The sequence below is a fragment of the Mycobacterium sp. MUNTM1 genome (assembly GCF_054660795.1).
In genome coordinates this window covers 19,221-35,642 of sequence record NZ_BAAGDE010000003.1, presented here as the reverse complement: position 1 = coordinate 35,642, position 16,422 = coordinate 19,221, and the positions used below count along the sequence as shown (strand labels likewise).

Genomic DNA, 16,422 nt, shown 5'->3' with positions numbered 1-16,422 from the left:
CGTATGCCAGGAGTTGCGCGGGGTTCGCCGCGTCAGGCCAGCACTCGGATGGTCCGCAATGACGGGTCGGCCGCGTCGGGGAGATTCATGCCGGCGTTGAGGCCCGAGCGCAGATAGTCCAGCACCGCATCGTTGAGACGCTCGCCGGGGACGACGGCGGGAATGCCCGGGGGATAGGGCGTGATCTGTTCGGCGGCGATCCGGCCGCCGGCGCTCTCGGTGGGTATGGCCTCGACCCGTCCGAAGAACGCATCCCGCGGCAGCTCGACGGTCTCCAATTGCAGGTCCGCCGGCGAGGGCAGCGCGATGCGCGGCGCCGGCTCGAAGTCGTCGGCCGCGGTTCGCCATGCCCGCAGGGCATCGGTGAGACGTCCCAGGGTTTCCTTGTCGTCCGCCATGGACAAGGTGGCCAGAATCCGGCGGTGATCGCTCATGCCCAGGTCGATATGCGCGTGCGCGCGCAACCAGTCGGAGGCCTGGTAACCGGAGGTTCCCGTGGCCGATACGTCGATCAGCACCTGCATCCGGTCCAGGTCGTGGGAGGCCTGCGCGCCGAGCAGTTCCTCGTCGAGCACCTCCACATCGGGGATGAGTTCGATCTCCTCACGCGCCTGCCGCGTCAAATCCAGTGCGGCACTGAGTAATTCGTGACCATGCTGCACCATCTGCCGGCGCCACCCGTCCATGGCCGCATACAGCAGGACGTTGGGGCTGGTCGTCATCAGCAGATCGGCGCAACCGGAAAGGCGGTCCTGGTCGATCAGGTCGCCCTGCACGTGGAACACCGAGCCCTGCTCGAAACCCGCGCCCATCTTGTGCACGCTCACCACACACACGTCCGCGCCCGCGTCCATCGCCCAGGTCGGCAGGTCCTCGTGAAACGGTAGGTGCGCCCCCCACGCCTCGTCGATGATCAACGGCTTCCCCCGCCGGTGGCATACCTCGGCGATGCCGGCGATGTCGGCGCAGGTGCCGTATGGACTAGGACTGACCACCAGCGCACCGGCGGCGTCGGGGTGTTTGGCCCAGGCCTCCTCGACCTGCTGCGGCGAGGGCGGATGAGAGAAGTGGTGCTCGGCGTCCCATTGGGGCGTGATCCAGCGCGGCTGCACACCGGAGAAGATCAGGCCCGCCACGATCGACTTGTGGCTGTCGCGGCCGACCAGCAGGCTGCCGTCCCCGCCGGCGACGGCCATCATCGCCGCCCGGACCGACAGTGAGCTGCCGCAGGTGGAGAACCAGGCCATCTCGGCGCCTACGGCCTCGGCCATCAGGTCTTCGGCGCGCTTGAGGTATCCGTTGCTGCTGCGGCGGTCATCCAGGCCGCTGCTGGCCAGCACGTCGTCCAGGAACGGCTCGCGGCCCAAGACCGCCAGGACCCGATCGTCGACGCCGCGGCCTTGCCGGTGGCCCGGCGGCGTGAATCCGTACCGGTTCTGGTTCCGATAATCGGCCAGCGCATCGAGCAGGGGAGCGGTCGATTGGTCCATGACGGACGGATACCCCGCTTGTCAGCGGCTAATTCGCACCGGGCGCGTCGGTGGTCTGGTCCCACCACGACTGGGGCTGTCGGCTCGCCCAGCCGCAGACGGCCTCCAGCTCGGCGGCCAGCGAGATCAGCATGCCCTCGCTGTTCGCCGGACCCATCAGTTGCACACCGATCGGCAGGCCGTCGGACGTGAAGCCCGCCGGGACGTTGATCGACGGCCAGCCCAGCACGTTCCACGGGAACGTCAGCGGGCACGCCGCGATCATGGCGCGGTCGGTGCCGAAGCCACTCAACCGGTCGAAGGCGCGCGCCAGCGGCGGCGGTTGGGCCGTGGTCGGCGCCAGCACCACGTCGACGATGTCGAAGATCGACCCCACCCGGCGCTGGTCGGCCTCTTCGTGGCGGCGGGCGGTGCGCAGGATCGCCTGTCCCAGCACCGCGCCCAGGCGCAGGTTGGACAGGGTGCGGGGGTCGAGCACGACGCCGTCGCCCAGCCGCTCCTCCCAATCGCGGAGGCCCGAGGTGGAGCGGGCGAGGAAGTCCCAGGACAGGCGCACGCCGTAGTCGGGATTGCCCGGCACCACGGTGTGGCCCAGCAGCTCGAGTTGCTTGCCGACGGCCCGCGTCGCGGCCAGGATCTCCGGGTGCAGTTTCGGCCGGAAGCCGGTGTACGGGAACCGGGTGGACAGCGCGATGTTCAGCGGGCCGGGCGCCTTGCCCACGTAGTCGGACGCGGTCAGCGGGGGCGGCTTGTGCCGGTCGCCCTCGACATTGCCCGACGCGGCGTCGAGCACCAGCGCCGCGTCGGCCACGGTGCGGGCCAGCACACCGTTAACCGTGATGCCGTTGAACGCCTCCGGCAACGGCCAGGTCGAGATGCGTCCGCGCTGTGGCTTGATGCCGACCAGGTGCGTCCAGGCCGCCGGGATCCGGATGCTGCCGGCGCCGTCGGAGCCGATGGCGGCGGTGACCAGTCCGGCGGCCACCGCGGCGGCGCTGCCGCCCGACGATCCACCCGGGGTGTGCCGGCGCGACCAGGGGTTGCGGGTATGCCCGAAGCCGGGGCCGCTGGTGAACGGCCATTGTCCGAGCTCGCAGGTGTTCGTCTTGCCGACGATCACCGCGCCGGCCGCCTTGAGGCGGCGCACCACCTCGGCGTCGTGCGTTGCGGGGGCGACCGACCCCTCGGTCCCGAATGCGGTGGGCACCCCGGCAACGTCGACGTCGTCTTTGACGGCGATCGGGACCCCTAGCAGCGGGGCGGTGTCACCGGCCGCGCGTCGCCGGTCGGCCTCCGCCGCGTCGGCCAGCGCCGACTCGGTGAGCACCACCCGGAAGGCGTTCAGGGTGGGCTGGCTGGTGTGGATGGCGTGCAGGGAGCGACCCACCAGCGTGGTGGAGGTCACCGAGCGGCTGGCCAGCTGATAGAGCAGGTCAGTGAGTGTGGGCAGGCGCCGGTGGCCGGATCCGGAAATGGACCCAGGACCCGACCCGGCAGCGCCAATCACGGGGTACGAGACTAACGGCGCGGATACCCGTAATGTCGCGGCGGGGTGCAAAACTATGGTGATGCGGCTATACCGAGACCGAGCTGTTGTGTTGCGCCAGCACAAGCTCGGCGAAGCCGACCGGATCGTCACCCTGCTGACTCGTGATCATGGACTGGTCCGTGCGGTGGCCAAGGGCGTGCGCCGCACCCGCAGCAAATTCGGTGCGCGGCTGGAGCCGTTCGCGCACATCGACGCGCAGCTACATCCCGGCCGCAACCTCGACATCGTCACCCAGGTCGTCTCCATTGACGCGTTCGCCACTGACATCGTCAACGACTACGGCCGTTACACCTGCGGCTGCGCCATGCTGGAAACCGCCGAACGCCTCGCCGGCGAGGAGCGGGCGCCCGCCCCGGCCCTGCACGGGCTCACGGTGAGCGCGTTGCGGGCGGTGGCCGACGGCCGCCGGTCCCGGGACCTCCTGCTGGACGCCTACCTGTTGCGCGCGATGGGCATCGCCGGGTGGGCGCCCGCGCTCAATGAGTGCGCCCGTTGCGCCACCCCCGGTCCCCATCGGGCGTTCCACGTCGGCGCCGGCGGCAGCGTCTGCACACACTGCCGCCCGGCCGGTTCGACGACGCCGCCGCCGGGGGTGCTGGATCTGATGTCCGCGCTGCACGACGGCGATTGGGACTTCGCCGAGAAGACCCCGCAATCGCACCGCAACTACGTCAGCGGTCTGGTGGCCGCGCACCTGCAGTGGCACCTGGAGCGACAGCTCAAGACGTTGCCGCTCGTGGAACGGACGTATCACATCGACCGGACCATCGCCGACCGGCGCGCGGCGCTGATCGGGCAGGATATGGACTGTGGCTAAACTCTGGGCCGGCGGCTCTGCTCGAAAGTCCGAGCGCGCCACGGCGTCTGCCGATTTCCCGCAGCTGCCCCCCGCACCCGCCGACTACCCGGTGTTTCCCGACAAGTCGACCTGGCCGGTCGTCTTTCCGGAGCTGCCGCCGTCCCCCGACGGCGGGCCGTCCCGGCCGCCGCAGCACATCTCCAAGGCGGCCCCGCCTAGAATCGAGGCCGGTCGACTGCCCAACCATGTGGCCATCGTGATGGACGGCAACGGCCGCTGGGCCACCCAGCAGGGGCTGACCCGCACCGACGGCCACAAGGCGGGCGAGGCGGTGGTCATTGACATCGTCTGCGGCGCAATCGAACTCGGCATCAAATGGCTCAGCCTGTACGCCTTCTCGACGGAAAACTGGAAACGGTCCCCCGAGGAGGTCCGCTTCCTGATGGGCTTCAACCGCGACGTGGTGCGCATGCGTCGGGTGAACCTGAAAACGATCGGGGTCAAGATCCGGTGGGTGGGCTCGCGGCCACGCCTGTGGCGCAGCGTGATCAACGAACTGGCGATCGCCGAGGACATGACGAAGGACAACGACGTCATCACGGTCAACTATTGCGTCAACTACGGTGGGCGCGCCGAAATCGCGGAGGCCACAAAGGAAATCGCGCGCCTGGCCGCCGCCGGCCGGCTGAACCCAGAACGCATCACCGAGTCGACGGTGTCGCATCACCTGCAACGGCCCGACATTCCCGACGTCGATCTGTTCCTGCGGACCTCGGGGGAGCACCGGTCCAGCAATTTCATGCTGTGGCAGGCGGCGTACGCCGAATACGTCTTTCAGGACAAGCTGTGGCCGGACTACGACCGCCGCGATTTGTGGGCCGCGTGCGAGGAATACGCCTCCCGCAACCGCAGATTCGGGAGCGCATGATGCCATCGCTGCAGGAGCGCCTGGCGTCGATACTCGGCGAAGTTCTCCCGCTCGACGAGGAGGCCGACGGCGCGGTCACCGTGCGCCACGACGGCACCATCGCCTCGTTGCGGGTGGTGAACATCGCCGAGGGCCTCGACCTGGTGTCGCTCACCCAGATACTGGCGTGGGACCTGCCGCTGACCAAGAAGGTCAGCGAGCAGGTGGCCAAGGAGGCCCGCGACAGCAACTTCGGCAGCGTGAGCCTGATCGAGAAGGTCAATGAGAAGGCGGTGCAACGCAATTCGGGCAAGGGCGCGTCGAAAACCGCTGACGTGATGATGCGCTACAACTTCCCGGGCGGCGGCCTCACCGACGACGCCCTGCGGACGCTGATCCTGTTGGTCCTGGACACCGGGGCCGGGATACGTCGGAAGCTGACGGCCTGACCCGCTAGCGGCCCCCGCATTCCGAACAGGTGCCGAAGATCTCGATGGTGTGGCTGACGTCGGAGAAGCCGTGTTTGGCAGCCACTTCCGCCGCCCATTCCTCGACCTCGTGATCGCCCACCTCGATGGTGGCGCCGCAGCTGCGGCACACCAGGTGGTGGTGATGGTGCTCGGAACACCTGCGGTACACCGATTCACCGGTGTCGGTGCGCAGCGTGTCGATCATCCCGGTCGCGGCCATCGACTGCAGCGTCCGGTAGACCGTCGTCAGCCCGATGTTCTCGCCGCGGCGGCGCAGCTCGTCGTGTAGCTCTTGGGCCGAGCGGAACTCGTCCAGCGTCTCCAGCAACGTGGAGATGGCCGCACGCTGCCGGGTGGAGCGGACGCTGCTTCCGGTCATTGGCGCGGCTCCTCACTGGCGTGCGCGACGGCGTCCACCACGATGTGCGCGAGGTGATGATCGGCGAGCCGGTAGAGCACTTCGCGACCGGACCGCTCCCCAGTGACCACCCCCGCCGCCTTCAGAATCTTCAGGTGCTGGCTGACCAGCGGCTGGGGCACGCCCAGCGCATCCACCAGCTCGTGCACGCAGCGGTGGGACTCGCGCAGCTGCAACACGATCGCGATCCGCACCGGCGCGGCCAGCGCGCGCAACAACTCGCCGGCGGCGTCGAGGATGTCGCGTGGCGGCGGGACGGGGTAGGCGCTGACTCCGGAGTGCCCCGCGGCGCCGAGCGCGTCGTGGTCGTGGGCGACCACGCCGGGGTCCGAGTCGCCGTCGTCGGCGGCCGGCATCGATGCGGAAGGTGACGGGGACGTCATCATGGGAGCGGCATCACCTCGAGAAGTGCCAGGTAGTGGGAAAGTATCCGCAATTGAATATCGTTATCGGCTGCCATCCACTGTCACATGCATGATGACGCATGTCAAAGAGCGCGGCGTCGATCGCTACCATGACTGATGCTCTGCGCACCGCGGTTGACCGCCGCGCGTGCCCGCCCGAACCCGGAAAGGGAGTGCACCGCCCCGTGGCGTCCGTCATCGACACCGTAGTGAACCTGGCCAAACGGCGCGGCTTCGTCTTTCCCTCCGGGGAGATCTACGGCGGTACCCGGTCGGCGTGGGATTACGGCCCGCTGGGTGTGGAGTTCAAAGAGAACATCAAGCGGCAGTGGTGGCGCTCGGTGGTCAGCGGTCGCGACGACGTGGTGGGCCTGGATTCGTCGATCATCCTGCCGCGCCAGGTGTGGGTGGCCTCCGGCCACGTCGAGGTGTTCCATGACCCGCTGGTCGAGTCGTTGATCACCCACAAGCGCTACCGCGCCGACCATCTCATCGAGGCCTACGAAGCCAAGCACGGCCATCCGCCGCCCAACGGGCTGGCCGACATCCGCGACCCGGAGACCGGCGAGCCGGGCCAGTGGACCGAGCCGCGCGAGTTCAACATGATGCTCAAGACCTACCTGGGCCCGATCGAGACCGAGGAGGGCCTGCACTATCTGCGCCCCGAGACGGCGCAGGGCATCTTCGTCAACTTTGCCAACGTGGTCACGACCGCCCGCAGGAAGCCGCCTTTTGGAATCGGCCAGATCGGCAAGAGTTTTCGCAACGAGATCACCCCGGGCAACTTCATTTTCCGGACCCGCGAGTTCGAACAAATGGAAATGGAGTTCTTCGTCGAGCCGTCGACCGCGAAGGAATGGCATCAGTACTGGATCGACACCCGCCTGCAATGGTATGTCGACCTGGGCATCGATCCGGAAAACTTGCGGTTATTCGAGCACCCCGCCGACAAGCTGTCGCACTACTCCGATCGCACGGTCGACATCGAGTACAAGTTCGGCTTCGCCGGTAATCCGTGGGGCGAGTTGGAAGGCGTCGCCAACCGCACCGATTTCGACTTATCGACGCACGCAAAGCATTCCGGTGTCGACCTGTCGTTCTACGACCAGGTCACCGACACCCGGTACACGCCCTATGTCATCGAGCCGGCCGCCGGCCTGACGCGGTCGTTCATGGCGTTCTTGATCGACGCCTACGTGGAGGACGAAGCCCCGAACGCCAAGGGCAAGATGGAAAAACGCACGGTGCTGCGTCTGGACCCGCGCCTGTCTCCAGTCAAGGCCGCGGTGCTGCCGCTGTCCCGTCACGCCGACCTGAGCCCCAAGGCACGGGACTTGGCCGCCGAGTTGCGCAAGTTCTGGAATATCGAATTCGACGACGCCGGTGCGATCGGGCGGCGTTATCGACGCCAGGACGAGATCGGTACGCCGTTCTGCGTCACCGTCGATTTCGACTCACTCGAGGACAACGCCGTGACGGTGCGACAGCGCGACGACATGACCCAGGAGCGCGTTCCGATGAATGCCGTGTCCGATTATCTGGCGGCGCGCCTGAAGGGTTGTTGATCGGCCAGTCCTGCCGCGGCCTTGTATATTGTCTGACCCGTTGCGCCGCCGCACGTCTGATGGTCCCGGGCGGGTGCCGATGCGCCGTCACCGACGCCGGATTTCCGAAATAAGGTTTGTTTAAAGTTCGGCCTTTCGCGGTGATGGTGCCCTAGGATCCCCTGTGGGGCATAAGTAGATAGCTAATGGCCGCGGGCGGATGTCGGGCCGTCCGGGGTAGGTGCCGTTGACCGGTCGGTTGGGGTTGCAAATGATTCCCGCGTTTGTGTTCTTCCCTCCTGAGATCAACTCGGCCTTGATATTTGGCGGCCCCGGGGCCGGGCCTCTGTTCGAGGCGGCCTCGGCGTGGGATGGGCTGGCGGTTGAGCTGTCGTCCTCGGCATCGTCGTTTCACACCACGGTTTCCGATTTGGCAGGTGGCGCCTGGATGGGGCCGTCGTCGATGTCGATGACCGCCGCCGCGGCGCCCTATGTGGAATGGCTGATCATCGCCGCGGCGCAAGCAGAGGTGGCGGCGCTGCAGGCCCGGATCGCGGCGTTGGCTTTCGAGGGCGCTCTGGTGGCGACGGTGCCGCTGCCCGAGGTGCTGGCGAACCGGGCCCGGCTGCTCGTGCTGATCGCGACGAACTTTTTCGGCATCAACACCGCGGCCATCGCCCAGACCGAACTCGAATACGTCGAGATGTGGGCGCAGGATGTGGCGGCGATGTTGGGCTATCACGCCGGGGCTCAATCGATGGCGCAGGCATTGCCGGAGTTCAGCGTGCCGCCCGCTGCACTGGGGGGTAGCGCGCCGTCCGCGGACCTGGCGGGCCTGGCCGGATTGGTGACGGCTCCCCTGAGTTTGGCGTCGCAGTTCTTCCAGGGCCTGTCCTCACTGGGGACCGCGTTCGCGTCCCAGCTGCAGTCGGTGCTGGGTGCGCTCTCGCCGGCGGTTTCGTTGCTGTCGTCGACGCCGGTGGCGACCTTGACGACTGTGGCGCAGGCCGGGGTGTACCCGGCAACGGCGCTGATGACGCCCATGGTGACGCTCGCCCAGAGCGCCGGCCCCGCAGGCCACGCCGCGGCGTCGGCGCCCGCAGCCGCGCCGGCACTGGCACCGGCATTGGTCGGTGCGACCAGCGCGCCCCTCAGTGCGCCACACAGTTCGGGCAGCGCGCTGTCTGACCTGCAGCCGTTGGCCGGTGGCGGGTTGGGCGCCTTGGGCGTCGCGACGGCCGGCCTGGGGAGCGCGCGGTTCATCGGGTCGATGTCGGTGCCCGCCGCGTGGGAAGGGTCGATGCCGGCGTACATCGCCACCCCGGCGATGTCGGGCGTGGGCTCCGGAGCACCGGCCGCCGCGGCGGCTACCGGGGCGAGCAGCGGCGTGCCGATGGCGGCGATGCCGGTGAATGACAAGAGCCCCGAGGGTGAGGACCGCGGGACCCGGGCGCAGGTGGTGAGGTCTCGTCCCAAGGTGGTTCCACGCAATCGTCCGGGATAGCGTGGCGGTGCTGCTGTTGCAGGCGTGAGTATTGTGCAAATCGGCGCGAATTCAATACTTTTGGTTACGCGTGCTTGCGCGGCGACGGGCGTCGTATCGCGACACGCGAATTCATCCGGTGCGTCTAGTAAAAACTCGAGCCGGTCTACTCGTTCAGCGGATAAGCCGGGCGGGCCATTTCCGCGACGCGTGCAAAACCTCGTCCGCGCGTCGGGTGCGGCCTCGATGAGTCCCTAAGTCGTTGCGCGCCAACGGGTATGGGTTCGGCGACCCGTGGCATGACCGCGTAGTCGAGCGTCGGGGCCCGGCGTTGACGGTGCGGCCGACGGTGCTCGGCGACGACCGTCGCGTACTCGGCGGCCGCCCGCGCGCTGTCGAGCACGTGCCCACAAAATCAAAATTGGCAATTCCCGCATATTTTCTTCAGTTTGTCTTACGATGTCACCGGTTGGTGTAAATAGATTCGCCACAGCGCCCGAACGCTCTATCGGCTGTGGAAGGGGGCAGGGGTGCTTTTGCCTCTCGGTTCGCCGTTGCCGGATGACACGGTGTCGGCAGTTCGAGGTGAGTCCGGCGTGCTCGGTGGGCTGTCGGTTCCGCTCAAGTGGGGCGTTGTCGTCCCACCAGATGACTACGACCACTGGGCGCCGAAGCCGGACGTCGGTGCCGAGGCTCCCGAAGAGACGCTCGACGTCCCCCGCCCGACAGCCGTTGCCGACGGAGTGTGGAGCGGTTGGGAAGGCGACACCGTCCCACGGACCCCGGGCGTGATACCGCATTCGCCGGCGGCCGGCTGAGACCGGAGCAAGCCCAAAGCAGGATCGCCGGCGTCAGGCGCTGTTCAGAATCGGCCGCCGCCGCCCATGAAACCGCCGCCGGACGAACCCCCGCTGCCGCCGAACGAGGTCGGGCTCCAGCCGCCGAATCCGCCCCGCGTGCCTCCGCTGAGCACGTTGCCGATGATGATGCCGCCCAGCATCGCGCCCATGTCACTGCCGCCGCGGCCCATGTAGGCACGCTGCGCCAGTTGCACGTCGTCGTTGGCGAGGGACTGCGCCGTCGCGGCCAGCGTCGACGCCGCATTGGCGTGGGCGATCGCCTCCGTCGGCGCCGTCGACCGTTTGTCCTCTGCCGCTTGGAGATGCCGTCTGGCCTCGGCCAGCCGGGTGCGCGCCTCGGGGCCGATGCTGCCCCGACGCGTGTCGACGTAGTCGGACACCGCGCGCACCCTCGACTGCGCGGTGAACAGCGCCTGCTCCAATGACCGGTTCAGCTGTTCGGCGGCAGCCTGCTCCTGGGCCAGCGTGGCCAGGAGCCCGTTGAGGCCGGCGTCGGCCTTGGTCAGCTGACTGAACTCGCCCAGCGGATCGTCGGCTGCGCCGGCTCGCGCGCTCTCGACGGCCCTGACGGCCGCGTCGCGCGCCGCGACGAGATCACCGCGGTGCGCCGTCTTGGCGTTCGGTGATTTCTTCAGCAGTTGGTCTGCGCGCTCGATGCCGTTCTGGATGTCGGTCATCGCCGCCGGCAACCGGTCAATGGCGTGCTGAATGTCACCGGCCGCGTTGTCCACCGCGTCGAGCAGCGCGCGCGCCTGGCCCAGCGCCGACTCCGCGGCGCGGACGGCATCGACCAGGCCGGCCTGCTGACCGCTGATTGCATGGGCGGCAAGCTCACGGGCGCTGCCGATGTTGCGGTCGGCGAATGCCAGGCGCTCCTTGGCCGCCGTGACATTGCCGGACACCGAGGTCAACGCGGCAGCGCTGAAGTCCTTGTGCAGCAGCGCAAGTCGTTCCTCGGCCGGTGCGATGCGGGTGGTGAGTTCCACGTACTGCTGGGTCAGCGAGTCAAGTCGGGTCGGGGCGTTGATCACCAAATCGCGCAACTTCTCGAATGCCTCTGTCTGTGACTCCAGTTCGCGGTCGGCCCGCGCCGCCGAGACGATCACCTGGGTGAGCAACTCGCGGCGCTGCGCCGGCGTCTCCGGCGTCGCGTCGTCGAGCTGCTGGCGGATCGTGAATGCCTGGGACAGAGCCGCTTTCGCGTTCGTCACGGCCTGGGTGAATGGCTGGGTGCGGTTCTCGCCGAACTCGCTGACCGCCAGGTCCAATTCGTTTGCACTGGTGCGTACCGCATTGTCGACGTCCACCACCAGCGCGCGGGACAGGTCGTCGAGTGCCTGCGGGGGCACCGCGGCCAGCGCAGCGGCGTCGGTGGGGTCGACCCGGCGTGCCGCGGCCAATGCCGCTGCCCGGCGGCGCCGGCCCCGATAACGCATGACCAGCAACAGGACTGCCAACGAGACGAGAATGCCCGCCAGCACGGCCAGCAGTGCCACCCGGCCCGACGAGCCGGGCGAGGTGTCGAGCCCGTTGGCCGCCGCGACGGCGGCCCCGCTCCAATCCCCGTTGTGCAGCGCCGGCTCGATCTTGTTGCGCCGCAACTGGTCGACCTGCTTTGCGTTGATGCTCTTGATCGTGGAGGGCACCAGGAAGGCGTATTCGCGGCTGGTGGTGCCGACGGCCAGCAGCGCGTCGTAGTCGCCCAGGTCGCTGCTGCTCACGGTGCGCTGTGCCCATCCGACCGGGGTCTGCCCGGAGAAGTTGTCGACGTAGACCACCCACAGCCGGATGTGGCGATCGGTGTAGAGCTTGTTGAGAGCTGAGCTGACAGCGCTGTGCCCGGAAGTTGACAAGGCTCCCGCCGGATCAGTGATGTAGTCGGCCAACCGGAATGGTGGTTGCGCGCCGGCGGGCGGCGCCAGCAGCAGGCCGCCGCCGAAGCTGACCGTGAGGATCGTCGCGATCGCGGCGATCAGGCGAGCGGTGCAACGCATAGGGCCAATCTAGCCCCGCCGCGACACACGCCAGTAGGCCTGAGTTGAGCCAGACTTCGGCGGGCATTCCCTGGCAGACTGTGCGTCGGTGACCAGGAATCAGCACGACCCATACGACGACTTCGACCGTCAGCGACGGGTGGCCGAAGCGCCGAAGACTGCGGGTCTGCCGGGTACCGAGGGTCAGCACCGCAGCGACTTCGCCCGTGATCGCGCGCGCGTTCTGCACAGCGCCGCGCTGCGCCGGTTGGCCGACAAGACCCAGGTGGTCGGCCCCCGCGAAGGCGACACGCCGCGCACCCGGCTGACGCACTCGCTCGAGGTCGCCCAGATCGGGCGGGGGATGGCGATCGGGCTGGGCTGCGACCTCGACCTGGTCGAGTTGGCGGGACTGGCCCACGACATCGGCCACCCCCCCTACGGCCACAACGGTGAAAAGGCACTCGACGAGGTCGCAACGGATTATGGCGGCTTCGAGGGTAACGCTCAGAACTTCCGGATCCTGACCAGTCTCGAGCCCAAAGTCCTTGACGAGCAAGGCAATAGCGCGGGACTGAACCTGACTCGCGCGTCGCTGGACGCGGTCACCAAGTATCCGTGGCCGCGCGGTGAAGGCCAACGCAAGTTCGGGTTCTACGACGACGACCGCGAGCCGGCAGCCTGGGTCCGGGCGGGCGCGCCGGAGGGCCGGATGTGCCTGGAAGCGCAGGTCATGGACTGGGCCGACGACGTGGCGTATTCGGTGCACGACGTCGAGGACGGCGTGGTCTCCCAACGCATCGACCTGCGGGTGCTCGCCGATGACGACGAGGCCGCCGCGTTGGCCAGACTGGGCGAGAGCGAATTCTCCCGGGTACGTGCCGATGACTTCATGGCGGCCGCGCGACGGCTCGCGGCCCTGCCGGTGGTCGCCGCCGTCGGCAAGTACGACGCCACGCTCGCCGCCTCGGTCGCGTTGAAGCGGTTGACCAGTGAGCTGGTCGGCAGGTTCGCCTCGGCCGCCATCGCCACCACCCGCGCGGCGGCCGGCCCCGGGCCCCTGGTGCGCTACCGGGCCGAGTTGCAGGTTCCCGACCTGGTGCGTGCCGAGGTCGCCTTGCTGAAAATCCTGGCGCTGCAATTCATCATGTCCGATCCGCGGCATCAGGAAACCCAAGCGGGGCAGCGCGAACGCATCCACCGGGTCGCGCACTGGCTGTACGCCGGGGCGCCCCGGACGCTCGACCCGGTCTTTGCTGCGGCCTTCAACACCGCGGCCGACGACGGTGCGAGGTGGCGGGTCATCGTCGATCAGATCGCCTCGTTCACCGAGGGCCGCCTCGAACGGATCGACCTCCGTCAGGCCGCCCCGTAGTCGCGGCGGGCATCTAGTGGTCCGGTCCGGCAGTCGGCGGGGCCGCCGCGAGTTAGGCTGCCCGACATGAAGAAATTCAGCGGCTCGCCCTTTGTGGCCTCCTTCTTGATGGGACTGCCCGTCGTCGCGATGACGGCCTGCAGTTCACCGCAGCATGCGAGCACCCAGCCGGGCACCACCCCGCCGGTGAAGAGCGGCGCTCCGACGTCGTCCGGGGAGACGACGACCCCGGCGCCGGCGGGCGGCTCGCTCAGCGCGGAACTGAAGACACCCGATGGTCGCTCGGCGGCCACCGCGACCTTCGACTTCACCGGCGGTTACGTGACCGTCACGGTGAAGACCGTGGCGCCCGGCATCCTGACGCCCGGCATCCACGGCCTGCACGTGCACGAGATCGGCAAGTGCGAGCCGAACTCGGTGGCTCCCACCGGCGGTGCGCCCGGGAACTTCCTGTCCGCCGGCGGTCACTACCAGGCGCCCGGCCACGCCGGGAAGCCGGAGAGCGGCGATCTGGCGTCGCTTGAGGTCCGTCAGGACGGCTCGGCGTACCTGGTCACCACCACCGACTCGTTCAACCGGGACGACCTGCTGGCGGGCAACAAGACGGCGCTGATGCTGCACGGCGCGCAGGACACCGAGAACGCGATGGACCGGGTCGCCTGCGGCGTCATCGGTACCGGCTAGCTTTCGCCGTCGCGCCTTAGACTGAGCCGATGTCAAGCCCGGCAGGTTCACGCGCGGAGGGCGATGCCCGTGCCCGGGGTCGCGGCCGGATTCCCGACCGCGACATCGCGGCCATCCGCGAACGGGTGCGCATCGACGAAGTCATCGGTGACTACGTCCAATTGCGCCGTGCCGGCGCCGATTCGCTCAAGGGCCTGTGTCCCTTCCACGACGAGAAGTCGCCGTCGTTTCACGTCCGCCCCAACCACGGCCACTTTCACTGCTTCGGCTGTGGTGAGGGCGGCGACGTGTACGCGTTCATCCAGAAGATCGAACATGTCAGCTTCGTCGAGGCGGTCGAATTGCTCGCCGACCGGATCGGCCACACCATCAACTACTCCGGCCCGGCGACCAGCGTGCAGCGCGACCGCGGCAGCCGCAGCCGGCTCGTCGCGGCCAACGCGGCCGCGGCGGAGTTCTACGCGGCGGCGCTGGAATCCGCCGAGGCGGCACCGGCGCGGCAGTACCTGACCGAACGGAACTTCGACGCCGAGGCGGCCCGTCGCTTCGGCTGCGGCTTCGCGCCGTCGGGCTGGGATTCTCTGACAAAACACTTGGTGCGCAAGGGTTTTGAGTTCAAGGAGCTGGAAGCTGCCGGCCTGTCGCGGCAGGGGCGGCGCGGACCGATGGACCGATTCCACCGCCGGCTGCTGTGGCCGATCCGGAGTTCGGCCGGTGAGGTGATCGGCTTCGGTGCCCGGCGGCTGTTCGACGACGACCCGATGGAAGCCAAGTACATCAACACGCCCGAGACGCTGCTGTACAAGAAGTCGAACGTGATGTTCGGCCTCGACTTGGCCAAACGCGACATCGCCAAGGGGCACCAGGCGGTCGTCGTCGAGGGCTACACCGACGTGATGGCGATGCATCTGAGCGGGGTGACCACCGCCGTCGCCTCGTGCGGCACCGCGTTCGGCGACGAGCATCTGTCGATGCTGCGCCGACTGATGATGGACGACAGCTTCTTTCGCGGCGAACTGATCTACGTTTTCGACGGCGACGCCGCCGGGCGGGCCGCCGCGCTCAAGGCCTTCGGCGGCGAGCAGAACCTGGCGGGGCAGTCGTTCGTGGCCGTCGCGCCGGACGGCATGGATCCGTGCGATCTGCGGCTGAAGTCCGGCGACGCCGCGCTGCGCGACCTGGTGGCGCGGCGAACCCCGCTGTTCGAATTCGCGATACGTTCGGCGCTCGCCGAGATGGATCTGGACAGCGCCGAGGGCCGCGTCGCCGCGCTGCGCCGCTGCGTGCCGATGGTGAGCCAGATCAAGGACCCCACGCTGCGCGACGAGTACGCGCGCCAGCTCGCCGGATGGGTCGGCTGGGACGACGTCGCGCAGGTGATCGACCGGGTGCGCAGCCAGGCCAAGAGCTCCAACCCCCAGGCCCGCGGCGGATCCGCGCCCAAGACCGCCCGGCGGGCGGCCGAGCCGGCGCCGGCCACGGCCCAAGCCGCCGCCAGCCGTCCGGACCCGCGCGACCCCACTCTGTGGCCGCAGCGGGAGGCGCTCAAGGCGGCCCTGCAGTACCCGGCGTTCGCGGGTCCGGTGTTCGACACGCTCACCGTCGAGAGCTTCACCCATCCCGGGTATGCGGCCATCCGCGCGGCCATCGAGACCGCCGGGGGTACGTCGAGCGGGATCACCGGCGCGCAGTGGATCGAGGCGGTGCGTGACCAGGCCTCCTCGCCCCTGACAGCCGGGCTGGCCAGCGAGCTGGGTGTGGAGGCCATCCAGGTCGACGAGGAGAAGCTGCCGCGCTACATCGGCGGTGTGCTGGCCCGGCTGCAAGAGGTGTGGATGGGCCGGCAGATCGCCGAGGTGAAGTCCAAGCTGCAGCGCATGTCGCCGATCGAGCAGGGCGACGAGTATCACGCCCTATTCGGCGACCTGGTGGCGATGGAGTCCTACCGGCGCAGCCTGTTGGAGCAGGCTAGCGGCGACGATTAGACGGCGCGAGCGCGTCGTCGGCCGAGCCCTCGACGTCGCGTTCCATGATGGCCGTCTGGTCGTCGATCTCCGCCAACGTGACGAAACCGGCGTCGGGGGAGATCCGATTGGCGACCTTGCGGCGTCCCCCCTCGATCATCGACTTGGCCACCGGACTGCTGGTCAGCGCGCGATAAGTCCCGACGAGCTGGTCGTATCGGCGACGCCCGGCCTTCGAACCCAGCACATAACCCAGTCCAAGCACCACGACATACCGGATCAAAACGTTCCTCCCGACTATCGATGGCTCCATCCTGCCTCACCGCCCGGGGTGCACGCGCGCTCGGCTGCGCCCGGCTGCGATCGCCACTGGTCCGCAGTTGGGTGCGGTCGTGCCAGTACGCTAGAGTCGTCCCGCGATCGGGTTAGTCCCCTGTAGCTCAATTGGCAGAGCATTCGGCTGTTAACCGAAGGGTTCCTGGTTCGAGTCCAGGCGGGGGAG

The 16,422-nt window shown here is 68.4% G+C and carries 14 protein-coding genes, 1 tRNA gene and 1 pseudogene; 10 read left to right on the top strand and 6 right to left on the bottom strand.

What is annotated here, in order from left to right:
• Positions 1 to 32: 32 nt before the first annotated feature.
• On the bottom strand, positions 33 to 1,490 hold the full coding sequence (locus tag ACYQ8K_RS02680) for an aminotransferase class I/II-fold pyridoxal phosphate-dependent enzyme (RefSeq protein WP_459966867.1): 1,458 nt from the start codon (positions 1,488 to 1,490) through the stop codon (positions 33 to 35).
• 28 nt (positions 1,491 to 1,518) lie between these two features.
• Positions 1,519 to 2,997, bottom strand: a complete 1,479-nt coding sequence (locus ACYQ8K_RS02675; RefSeq protein WP_459966866.1) for an amidase — start codon at positions 2,995 to 2,997, stop codon at positions 1,519 to 1,521.
• Positions 2,998 to 3,058: 61 nt separating this feature from the next.
• On the opposite strand from ACYQ8K_RS02675, the gene recO reads away from it, so the two are divergent.
• Genes recO through ACYQ8K_RS02660 form a run of 3 tightly spaced genes read left to right on the top strand, consistent with a single transcriptional unit; the run spans position 3,059 to position 5,194 of the window.
• Entirely contained in the window at positions 3,059 to 3,856 is a 798-nt protein-coding gene (recO, locus tag ACYQ8K_RS02670; RefSeq protein ID WP_459966865.1) for a DNA repair protein RecO, read from the top strand.
• Positions 3,849 to 4,766 (top strand): decaprenyl diphosphate synthase, encoded by a 918-nt coding sequence (locus ACYQ8K_RS02665; protein WP_459966863.1) that lies wholly within the window; start codon positions 3,849 to 3,851, stop codon positions 4,764 to 4,766. Before recO ends, ACYQ8K_RS02665 begins: the two co-directional genes overlap by 8 nt.
• Positions 4,766 to 5,194: a hypothetical protein gene (locus tag ACYQ8K_RS02660; RefSeq protein WP_459966862.1), complete on the top strand. Its 429-nt coding sequence runs from the start codon at positions 4,766 to 4,768 to the stop codon at positions 5,192 to 5,194. The genes ACYQ8K_RS02665 and ACYQ8K_RS02660 overlap by 1 nt, the downstream gene beginning before the upstream one ends.
• Positions 5,195 to 5,198: 4 nt before the next feature.
• Here ACYQ8K_RS02660 and ACYQ8K_RS02655 read toward each other — a convergent pair whose 3' ends face one another.
• Both ACYQ8K_RS02655 and ACYQ8K_RS02650 read right to left on the bottom strand, forming a co-directional pair.
• Positions 5,199 to 5,594 carry a Fur family transcriptional regulator gene (locus tag ACYQ8K_RS02655; RefSeq protein WP_459966861.1) on the bottom strand — a complete coding sequence of 132 codons (396 nt, stop codon included), beginning with the start codon at positions 5,592 to 5,594 and terminating at the stop codon, positions 5,199 to 5,201.
• Entirely contained in the window at positions 5,591 to 6,019 is a 429-nt protein-coding gene (locus tag ACYQ8K_RS02650) for an ArsR/SmtB family transcription factor (RefSeq protein ID WP_459966860.1), read from the bottom strand. The genes ACYQ8K_RS02655 and ACYQ8K_RS02650 overlap by 4 nt, the downstream gene beginning before the upstream one ends.
• 191 nt (positions 6,020 to 6,210) lie before the next feature.
• Here ACYQ8K_RS02650 and ACYQ8K_RS02645 point away from each other — a divergent pair, with 191 nt between their 5' ends.
• The 3 genes and pseudogenes from ACYQ8K_RS02645 to ACYQ8K_RS02635 form a co-directional block, all read left to right on the top strand.
• Entirely contained in the window at positions 6,211 to 7,602 is a 1,392-nt protein-coding gene (locus ACYQ8K_RS02645; protein ID WP_459966999.1) for a glycine--tRNA ligase, read from the top strand.
• A 250-nt stretch (positions 7,603 to 7,852) separates the two neighbouring features.
• Positions 7,853 to 9,085: a PPE family protein gene (locus ACYQ8K_RS02640; protein WP_459966859.1), complete on the top strand. Its 1,233-nt coding sequence runs from the start codon at positions 7,853 to 7,855 to the stop codon at positions 9,083 to 9,085.
• A gap of 509 nt (positions 9,086 to 9,594) precedes the next feature.
• Positions 9,595 to 9,754, top strand: a pseudogene (locus tag ACYQ8K_RS02635) (hypothetical protein); the annotation flags it as partial.
• Between the two features lie 172 nt (positions 9,755 to 9,926).
• On the opposite strand, the gene ACYQ8K_RS02630 reads toward ACYQ8K_RS02635, so the two are convergent.
• Positions 9,927 to 11,918: a TPM domain-containing protein gene (locus ACYQ8K_RS02630; protein WP_459966858.1), complete on the bottom strand. Its 1,992-nt coding sequence runs from the start codon at positions 11,916 to 11,918 to the stop codon at positions 9,927 to 9,929.
• Positions 11,919 to 12,006: 88 nt separating this feature from the next.
• On the opposite strand from ACYQ8K_RS02630, the gene ACYQ8K_RS02625 reads away from it, so the two are divergent.
• From ACYQ8K_RS02625 to dnaG, 3 genes are all read left to right on the top strand, one after another.
• Positions 12,007 to 13,272 (top strand): deoxyguanosinetriphosphate triphosphohydrolase, encoded by a 1,266-nt coding sequence (locus tag ACYQ8K_RS02625; protein ID WP_459966856.1) that lies wholly within the window; start codon positions 12,007 to 12,009, stop codon positions 13,270 to 13,272.
• A gap of 66 nt (positions 13,273 to 13,338) precedes the next feature.
• Positions 13,339 to 13,956 (top strand): superoxide dismutase[Cu-Zn], encoded by a 618-nt coding sequence (gene sodC / locus ACYQ8K_RS02620; protein ID WP_459966855.1) that lies wholly within the window; start codon positions 13,339 to 13,341, stop codon positions 13,954 to 13,956.
• A gap of 29 nt (positions 13,957 to 13,985) precedes the next feature.
• A complete protein-coding gene (gene dnaG, locus ACYQ8K_RS02615; protein WP_459966853.1) occupies positions 13,986 to 15,941 on the top strand; it encodes a DNA primase in 1,956 nt (651 codons plus the stop codon).
• Here the strand turns inward: dnaG and ACYQ8K_RS02610 are convergent.
• Complete coding sequence (locus ACYQ8K_RS02610; protein WP_459966852.1) at positions 15,925 to 16,203, bottom strand: hypothetical protein; 279 nt, start codon at positions 16,201 to 16,203, stop codon at positions 15,925 to 15,927. The genes dnaG and ACYQ8K_RS02610 overlap by 17 nt on opposite strands.
• Positions 16,204 to 16,349: 146 nt before the next feature.
• Here ACYQ8K_RS02610 and ACYQ8K_RS02605 point away from each other — a divergent pair.
• Positions 16,350 to 16,422: transfer RNA gene (locus ACYQ8K_RS02605), tRNA-Asn, on the top strand.